Source organism: Mycetocola sp., assembly GCF_046716805.1.
Classification (GTDB): domain Bacteria; phylum Actinomycetota; class Actinomycetes; order Actinomycetales; family Microbacteriaceae; genus Mycetocola_A.
In genome coordinates this window covers 1-7,728 of the sequence record NZ_JBKJWH010000122.1, presented here as the reverse complement: position 1 = coordinate 7,728, position 7,728 = coordinate 1, and the positions used below count along the sequence as shown (strand labels likewise).

Genomic DNA, 7,728 nt, shown 5'->3' with positions numbered 1-7,728 from the left:
CCCCAAGCGCGCTCTCCGAGAAGTGGGCGCGGCATTCCTGGCCGGCCGCGAGAACGCCGACGAGCCTCCTCGCCGCTCTCCCGACCGGCACCTTCCCCGGGGTGGATGACGTCGAGGTGTACTCGTTCCTCGAGGCGCACGAGCCGCGTTGAGCCGACGCCTCATCGAGCCGGCTGGTCAGTTCGTCGGTCGACCGTATTCTTCGAGCAATCGCAACCAGATCTCGTTCACCGTCGGGTAGGCGGGGACCGCGTGCCACAGCCGGTCGAGCGGTACTTCCGCGACGACGGCGATCGTTGCCGCCTGCAGCAGCTCGCTGACATCCGGGCCGACGAAGGTCACGCCGAGCACGACCTTCCGCTGCTCGTCGACCACCATGCGTGCCGTGCCGCGGTATCTGTCCTCTCGGATGCTCGCGCCGGCGACGTTTCCGATCTGGTAATCCACGGAGCGCACCTCGTAGCCGGCGTCGCGGGCCGCGGCATCCGTCATCCCGATCGACGCCACCTCCGGTTCGGTGAAGGTCACCTGCGGGACGGCTTCATGGTCGGCCGTCGCGACGTGGGCGCCCCACGGATCGTCGAGGACCGGTTCACCCTTCGCGCGGGCGGCGATCACATCGCCCGCCGCTCGCGCCTGGTACTTCCCCTGGTGGGTGAGGAGGGCGCGGTGGGTGACATCGCCCGCCGCATAGAGCCAGTCGAAGCCGCGGACGAGCATGGTGTCGTCGGTGTCGAGCCAGTCGCCTGGAGTGAGCCCGATCGACTCGAGACCGATGTCGTCCGTGTGCGGCGTCCGCCCGGTTGCGACGAGGACTTCCTCGGCGATGATCGACTGCCCATCCCCGGTCTCCACCGTCACTCCAGCAGCTGAGCGGGTCACCCTGGTCGTCTTCGTGTCGAGCAGGACGGTCACCCCCTGCTTACGGAGTTCCTTCGCGACGAGCTCGCCGGCGAACGGTTCCATGCCACCGAGAAGAGCGCTTCGCGAGATCACGGTGACCGCTGTGCCGAACCCGGCGAATGCGGTCGCCATCTCCGCGGCAACCACCCCGCCGCCGATGATGGCGAGGCTCGAGGGAACCGTCTGTGTGCTCGTCGCCTCCCTGCTCGTCCACGGTGTCGCAGCGCGAAGCCCGTCGATGTTCGGGATGGCCGCGCGCGACCCGGTTGCGACGGCTACTGCATGCCGTGCCGCCAGCACGGAGGTCGTGCCGTCGGGGGCGGTCACCGTGACCTGTTTGGCCGCGGTGATCCGGCCGTGGCCACGCACGAGGTCGATGCCGGCACTGTTCATCCATTTGACCTGGCCGTCGTCGGACCAGTTCGAGGTGAACGAGTCCCGGCGCGCGAGAACGGCGGGAACGTTCAGTGTCCCTGTCACCGCCTGGGCGGCACCGGGGACGCGTTCGGCCGCCCGGAGCGCCTGCGCGGAGCGAAGCAGAGCTTTGGACGGCATGCACGCCCAGTAGGAGCACTCACCACCGACCAGTTCGTTCTCGACGATCACAACGCTCAGTCCACCCTGCACGGCACGATCAGCGAGGTTCTCGCCGGTGGCGCCCCCGCCCAGGACGATGAGGTCATATTCGGTGGAGGTCATTCGTGCCGCCTTTCGATTCGCCGGGTTCGGCCCTGATCCGACCATATGTTGCGTGCACTCCTGTGGCCAGTTACCGCTGGAATCAGGCAGGTGGACTTCGGATGCCGCGGTCCCTGGAGGATAGCGGCGGAACCGCCGGCCGAAGGGCGGCTTTGCGGTGCCCCCAACGTCGCGTACACTTGTCGAGGTAGTTGAAGTCTGCCAAGCTTTTTTGCGCCTATTTTCTTCTTTCCTTCCCGGATAATCGAAATGCCAGCGAGATGAAGCGCGTCAGGTTTCAATGTCCTGACCGGGAAAATACCCGGTCCTAGGGCGGTGGCTCAATTGGTAGAGCAGCGGTCTCCAAAACCGCAGGTTGCAGGTTCGAGTCCTGTCCGCCCTGCGCGTCGGTGGTGAATTCATGAAGTACCGACACACGAAAGGTGTAACCAGGTGGCCCGAAACGTGATCGACGAACCGAACGAGGAAATCGTCGCAGCAGCAAAGAAGGACCGCGCGGCCAAGCGCGGACCCTTTGCCGGGGTCATCCTGTTCCTGAAGCAGGTGATCGCTGAACTCAAGAAGGTCGTCACACCGACCCGGAAAGAGCTGTTCAGCTACACCGGCGTCGTGCTCGTGTTTGTCGTGATCATGATGGCCCTGGTGTACGGCCTCGACCAGTTGTTCGGCTGGATCGTCGTCTTCGTCTTCGGGACGCCCGCCGCCTGACGGCTGCGGCACCCGATCGGAAGATCGACAACGCGAACGGTGGCCTCCACGGCCACACCACAAGCAAAAGGAATGAGATTTAGGTGTCTGAGAGAAATCTGGACGACGTCGACTGGGCAACTGCCGCAGAGCAGTCCAGCGAGGACGACGAAGCACAGGAAGGCAACGTGCTGGCTGCCGAGGAGCGCTCGGTGGAGCCTGCTGAGCACGAGGCCCTGCACGTCGAAGACTCCAATGACGTCATCGACCTCGACGCTGTCCTCGACGCCCTGGCTGAGGTCAACGACCCCGAAGCCGACGCGGTCGTCGATGACGCCCTCGAGATCGACGAAGCCGCCGAGGTCGAAGCCGCAGCGCTCGCCATCGGCGACGAAATCGAAGTAGAGCAGGAGGAGGCCGACTCCGAAGCCGACGTTCCCCCGTACGACGATGAAGAGCCCGAGGCGGCAGACGTCGACCCGTACGACGCGTTCCGCGCTGAGCTTCGCACTCTGCCTGGCAAGTGGTTCGTCATCCACTCGTACGCCGGGTTCGAGCGCAAGGTCAAGGCCAACATCGAGCAGCGCAAAGGCTCGCTCGATGTCGCCGACTTCATCTACCAGGTCGAAGTTCCGATGGAAGATGTCGTCGAGATCAAGAACGGCCAGCGCAAAATGGTCACCCGCGTGCGCATCCCCGGATACGTTCTCGTGCGGATGGACCTCAACGAGGACTCCTGGTCTGTCGTGCGTCACACTCCGGGCGTCACCGGCTTCGTAGGCAACGCCCACAACCCGACCCCGCTTCGCGCCGAAGAGGCCTTCAACATGTTGAAGAGCCTCGTCGAGGTCAAGGACACCGCCCCGGCGAAGTCCGGTGGCAGCAAGGGCGGCCAGGCGGCTCGCTCCATCCCCGCCGAGGTCGACTTCGAGATCGGCGAGACGATCACCATCAAGGAAGGCTCGTTCGCAGGCCTTCCGGGTTCGATCAGCGAGATCAAGCCGGAGAGCGGAAAGCTCACCGTCCTTGTCTCCCTGTTCGAGCGCGAGACCCCTGTCGAGCTCAGCTTCGACCAGGTCACCAAGCTCTAGATTTCCCATCCCACCGCGGCCCAACCGGGTCGGCGGGAGAGCATCCGTCATTCGGCGGGAGCTCGAAACCCAATAAGAAGGAAGAAACATGGCACCGAAGAAGAAGGTTACTGGTCTGATCAAACTTCAGATCAAGGCCGGCGCCGCGAACCCCGCCCCGCCCATCGGCCCGGCCCTGGGTCAGCACGGCGTGAACATCATGGAATTCTGCAAGGCATACAACGCCCAGACGGAAGCCCAGCGCGGAAACGTCATCCCGGTGGAGATCACCGTCTATGAGGACCGTTCATTCACGTTCATCCTCAAGACCCCGCCGGCTGCTGAGCTCATCAAGAAGGCTGCAGGCGTTGCCAAGGGTTCAGGAACCCCCCACACCGTCAAGGTTGCAAAGCTCACCAAGGACCAGGTCCGCGAGATCGCCGAAGTCAAGATGGCCGACCTCAACGCGAACGACATCGAGGCTGCCTCGAAGATCATCGCCGGAACCGCCCGTTCCATGGGAATCACCACCGAGGCGTAGAGCCCTCACCCGGGTCACGAGCTCCGCTCGCGGCCTTCAGAATTTATCGTGGCAGCGCCGGCCAGGCGCAGATGACCACATTCTCGAATTGGAGAAATTCACATGGCACAGAAGTCAAAGGCCTACCGGGCCGCCGCCGAGAAAATCGGCACTGACACGGTTTACACGGCACAGGAAGCTGTCTCTCTCGCGAAAGAGACCGGCTCGGCCAAGTTCGACTCCACCGTTGAGGTTGCCCTCAAGCTCGGTGTCGACCCGCGCAAGGCAGACCAGATGGTCCGCGGTACCGTGATTCTTCCTCACGGCACCGGTAAGACCGCCCGCGTCATCGTCTTCGCAACGGGCCCCGCAGCAGAAGCCGCTATCGCGGCCGGCGCTGACGAGGTCGGTGGCGACGAACTCATCGAGAAGGTGGCCGCTGGCTACACCTCGTTCGACTCCGCCGTCTCGACCCCGGAGCTCATGGGCAAGGTCGGTCGCCTCGGTAAGGTCCTCGGACCCCGTGGCCTCATGCCGAACCCGAAGACCGGCACCGTGACGCCCGACGTCGCGAAGGCTGTCTCCGAGATCAAGGGTGGAAAGATCGAGTTCCGCGTCGACAAGCACTCCAACGTGCACTTCGTCGTCGGCAAGGCCTCGTTTGCTCCCGAGCAGCTGACCGAGAACATCCACTCGGCTCTCGAGGAGATCAACCGCCTCAAGCCGTCCTCCTCGAAGGGCCGCTACATCCTCAAGGGCACCGTCTCGACCACGTTCGGTCCTGGCATCCCGATGGACATCAACTCCATCTGATCCTCTGAACGACCGAAAGGCCCTGCGGTTTTCCGCGGGGCCTTTTCGCGCTCGCCGGCCACGTGCTCACTCGTTCCGGTCCGGTTCACCCGGTGCGCCGCGTGAACCGGACCGGAACGCATGATCTCGCCGGTACCGCTGGAGCCCATAAACTGGGCGGCGTGACAGCAACTGTGCGACAGGCCATGAAGACGGATGCTGCAGGCCTCGCGGCGCTGGCGAAGGTCACCTTCCCGCTCGCCTGCCCTCCCGGAAGCGCACCTGAGGCGATCGAGAAATACATCGCCACCAACCTCACAGCTGAGCGGTTCGCCGAGTACCTCGCGGATCCCGGGCGCGTTATCACAGTGGCGGAGGATGAAACCGGGCTGTGCGGTTACACGATGCTGATCACCGGGGACACCAGCGATGAGGATGTGGCGGCGGCGATCGGCATCCATCCCACGATCGAACTCAGCAAGGTCTACGTGCTGCCCGGGTCACACGGGCGCGGTGTCGCGGCGCCCCTGATGCGGGCGACGCTGGACGCCGCCGCCGGCACCGGAGCGGACGGGATCTGGCTCGGCGTGAACCAGCGGAATGCGCGAGCCGTGCGCTTCTACGAAAAGAGCGGCTTCACGATCGTCGGTGAGAAGACCTTCAACCTGGGCCCAGAACTGCACCACGACTTCGTCATGGAGCGCGCACTGTAACGTTTGCAGCCGCACGGTGATCAGCGGCGGCTTCCCCGTCCACCCGACAGGACAGATTGAGCCGGGCAAACGCCGAACAGGACGGATGGGCCCGATTCTCCCACTGCTTCCTGTCGAGTGTCGCTTCTCGGAGCGAACCCGAGCGAACCCGAGCGAACCCGAGCGGACCGGCGGTCAGCGGCTCGGGACGGTAAGGACGATCTTGCCTCGCGTGTGCCCGGACTCGAGGGCGCGGTGGGCTTTCGAGACGTCCGCCAGGTCGAAGACCTGGTCGACGAACACCCGCACATCGCCTGACTCGAGCAACCGGCTGATGGTCGACAGGGTGTCGCCGTCCGGCGCAACCTTGTAGGTGGTCGCCCGCACACCGGCCGCGGCGGCCTCGTCGAGGAAGGTCGGCCAGCTGCCGGTCGGGGCGTTCACGATGAGCCCGCCCGGGTTCAGAACCGACAGGGACCTGGATCCGGTGTCGTCGTGCACATTACCGATCAGGTCGATGACGACGTCGATGCTCGTCGCCACGTCCTCGAACCGGGTCGCCGTGTAATCGATGACCTCGGCTGCGCCGAGTTTGCGGAGCCAATCCTGATTGCGGGCGGATCCCGTCGCGATGACGTGGGCGCCGAAATAGCGCGCGAACTGTACGGCGAAATGGCCCACCCCGCCGCTTCCCGCGTGGATCAGCATCCGCTGGCCCTGATGCGCCTTCGCGACGTCGACGACCATGCCCCACGCGGTGAGGGCGGCGAGGGGAACGCCGGCGGCTTCGACGTGGGAGAGGGTGGAGGGTTTGCGGGCAACGGACAGGCTCGGCACCGCAATGTACTGTGCGTACGTCCCCGGGAGACGCGGCACCCCGACCATGCCGTAGACCTCAGTGCCTGGCGACAGCGGATGCGCCTCGTACGGCGACTTCACGACAATGCCACTGAAGTCGTTGCCGATCACGGCGGGGTAGGAGAGGCCGGCGGCTGCGCCTTTGCCCGCCCTGGTCTTCGCGTCGATCGGGTTGATGCCGGCAGCAATCACTTTGATGACGAACTCGGAGACGAACGAGGCCGGGACCGGCACGGTATCCAGGCGGAAGACGTCAACATCCCCTGGGCTGTCGATGACCGCGGCGAGCATGGTCTCGGGAACTGTCAGGTCGTCGTGAGCACTCTCAGGAAACGAATTCGTCGTCATGTCCCGAGTCTGCCATGCCATCCACACACCTTCACGCATGGGTGCCCTCCGTCGCCGTTGCCATGGCTCAAGTCAAGCCGCGCAATGCTTCGTCCGTGTTACGGAGTCGTTCCGGTTGCGAACGAATCGACCTACGGGATGTCGTGCGGGTCGTCGTTCACGAGGTAGCGTGACGGTCGCGTGGTGCGGCGGTGCAGCTCGTCGATGAGGTTGTTGGCGAGGCCGACGAGCTTGGTGATTTCCTTCTCGTCGCGGTCGATCCAGCGGCAGCGAGGTTCGTCGTCGATGGGCACGAAGTTGGTGTGTTCCTCCCACACGACGAGGGTGCGTTCGGCGCCGAGCACGTACTGCTGCCACCAGATTTGCCGCAGGTAGTTGCGCGGGACGGAACGCCACGCTTTCGTGGTCGTCTTGATCTCGGCGAGCACAAGGGCGCCGGATGCCGTTACGGCAAGACCGTCGGGTGTGGCGAGGTGCCGCCGTTCGATCTCGGCGTGGAACAACGCCGATGACGGGGCGATGCCGTGTGTCGCCGCCACCCAGCTGGCAATCTCCGGCTCCCGGATACGCCCGTGGTCGGTGTAGGCGTTTCCCGAGAAGCCGGGTCCGCCGCCGAGCTTGTCCGTGGCGACCGCGTCGATCGCCGCCGGGCCGGACAGCCGTGCGACATCCGTTGCGGTGATTCCACGTGAGCGAGCGCGCAGCCAGGCCACCCGATCCGTCGAGTCGGCGACGAGGCGGTCGAGGTAGGTGGAATGCACCTCTCCATTGTGCCTCGCGGACGGCGACACGCCCGCCAGCGGCATCCGTCGGCGCGTCCGGGGATCGGGTTCGAGCGGATCGATTCGCAGACAAGCCGTTTGCCGGCTGCGGCACGCTGAGTGTCGCGGAATCCATCCGCCTGAACTCAGAGTGCCTGCGCCGCCGCCGTGAGTACCTGGTTGAGGGTGGGCACTCCGACCGCGCGGAAGACTTCGGTGCCTGCATCGTCGAGCACGACGACGGTCGGCGTCATCCGGATGCCGTCATCGGCTGCCAGAACGTTCTCCCGTGCTACGTCGCGTTCGATCACCGTCGCCTGTGGAACCAGCCGGGCGGCATCCGAGAGCACGGAGCGTGCCTGAGTGCACGGGTCGCAGAAAGCCGAGGTGTAGAGAAC

General features: G+C 65.0%; 9 protein-coding genes and 1 tRNA gene. 6 read left to right on the top strand and 4 right to left on the bottom strand.

All coding sequences use genetic code 11. From position 1 onward, the window contains the following. Positions 1-177 precede the first annotated feature (177 nt). The gene (locus ACLQ62_RS09665) at positions 178-1,602 is read right to left on the bottom strand and encodes a dihydrolipoyl dehydrogenase family protein (protein ID WP_411721419.1); all 1,425 of its coding nucleotides are present in this window, start codon (positions 1,600-1,602) and stop codon (positions 178-180) included. A gap of 309 nt (positions 1,603-1,911) precedes the next feature. Between ACLQ62_RS09665 and ACLQ62_RS09660 the strand changes: the two genes are divergently transcribed. From ACLQ62_RS09660 to ACLQ62_RS09635, 6 genes are all read left to right on the top strand, one after another. Continuing rightward, a tRNA-Trp gene (locus ACLQ62_RS09660) sits at positions 1,912-1,984 on the top strand. A 50-nt stretch (positions 1,985-2,034) separates the two neighbouring features. Beyond that, a complete protein-coding gene (gene secE, locus ACLQ62_RS09655; protein ID WP_411721418.1) occupies positions 2,035-2,310 on the top strand; it encodes a preprotein translocase subunit SecE in 276 nt (91 codons plus the stop codon). Between the two features lie 83 nt (positions 2,311-2,393). Then, on the top strand, positions 2,394-3,380 hold the full coding sequence (gene nusG, locus ACLQ62_RS09650) for a transcription termination/antitermination protein NusG (protein WP_411721417.1): 987 nt from the start codon (positions 2,394-2,396) through the stop codon (positions 3,378-3,380). Positions 3,381-3,468: 88 nt separating this feature from the next. Then, on the top strand, positions 3,469-3,900 hold the full coding sequence (rplK, locus tag ACLQ62_RS09645; RefSeq protein WP_121674022.1) for a 50S ribosomal protein L11: 432 nt from the start codon (positions 3,469-3,471) through the stop codon (positions 3,898-3,900). A 102-nt stretch (positions 3,901-4,002) separates the two neighbouring features. Continuing rightward, positions 4,003-4,692: a 50S ribosomal protein L1 gene (gene rplA / locus ACLQ62_RS09640; RefSeq protein WP_411721416.1), complete on the top strand. Its 690-nt coding sequence runs from the start codon at positions 4,003-4,005 to the stop codon at positions 4,690-4,692. A gap of 161 nt (positions 4,693-4,853) precedes the next feature. Next, positions 4,854-5,384, top strand: coding sequence for an N-acetyltransferase family protein (locus tag ACLQ62_RS09635; protein ID WP_411721415.1), 531 nt, complete (start codon positions 4,854-4,856; stop codon positions 5,382-5,384). Between the two features lie 174 nt (positions 5,385-5,558). On the opposite strand, the gene ACLQ62_RS09630 is transcribed toward ACLQ62_RS09635, so the two are convergent. The 3 genes from ACLQ62_RS09630 to ACLQ62_RS09620 form a co-directional block, all read right to left on the bottom strand. Next, the gene (locus ACLQ62_RS09630; RefSeq protein WP_411721414.1) at positions 5,559-6,569 is read right to left on the bottom strand and encodes an NADP-dependent oxidoreductase; all 1,011 of its coding nucleotides are present in this window, start codon (positions 6,567-6,569) and stop codon (positions 5,559-5,561) included. Positions 6,570-6,700: 131 nt separating this feature from the next. After that, on the bottom strand, positions 6,701-7,375 hold the full coding sequence (locus tag ACLQ62_RS09625) for a YqaJ viral recombinase family protein (protein WP_411721413.1): 675 nt from the start codon (positions 7,373-7,375) through the stop codon (positions 6,701-6,703). 101 nt (positions 7,376-7,476) lie between these two features. Beyond that, positions 7,477-7,728, bottom strand: a 252-nt coding sequence (locus ACLQ62_RS09620; RefSeq protein WP_411721412.1) for a thioredoxin family protein, incomplete at its 5' end; no start/stop codon positions are given.

What these genes read in the sequence shown, in the direction of transcription:
- ACLQ62_RS09665 (WP_411721419.1), bottom strand. Translation starts at nt 1,602, where the DNA reads ATGACCTCCACCGAATATGACCTCATCGTCCTGGGCGGGGGCGCCACC.
- rplK (WP_121674022.1), top strand. Translation starts at nt 3,469, where the DNA reads ATGGCACCGAAGAAGAAGGTTACTGGTCTGATCAAACTTCAGATCAAG.
- rplA (WP_411721416.1), top strand. Translation starts at nt 4,003, where the DNA reads ATGGCACAGAAGTCAAAGGCCTACCGGGCCGCCGCCGAGAAAATCGGC.
- ACLQ62_RS09630 (WP_411721414.1), bottom strand. Translation starts at nt 6,569, where the DNA reads ATGACGACGAATTCGTTTCCTGAGAGTGCTCACGACGACCTGACAGTT.
- ACLQ62_RS09625 (WP_411721413.1), bottom strand. Translation starts at nt 7,375, where the DNA reads ATGCCGCTGGCGGGCGTGTCGCCGTCCGCGAGGCACAATGGAGAGGTG.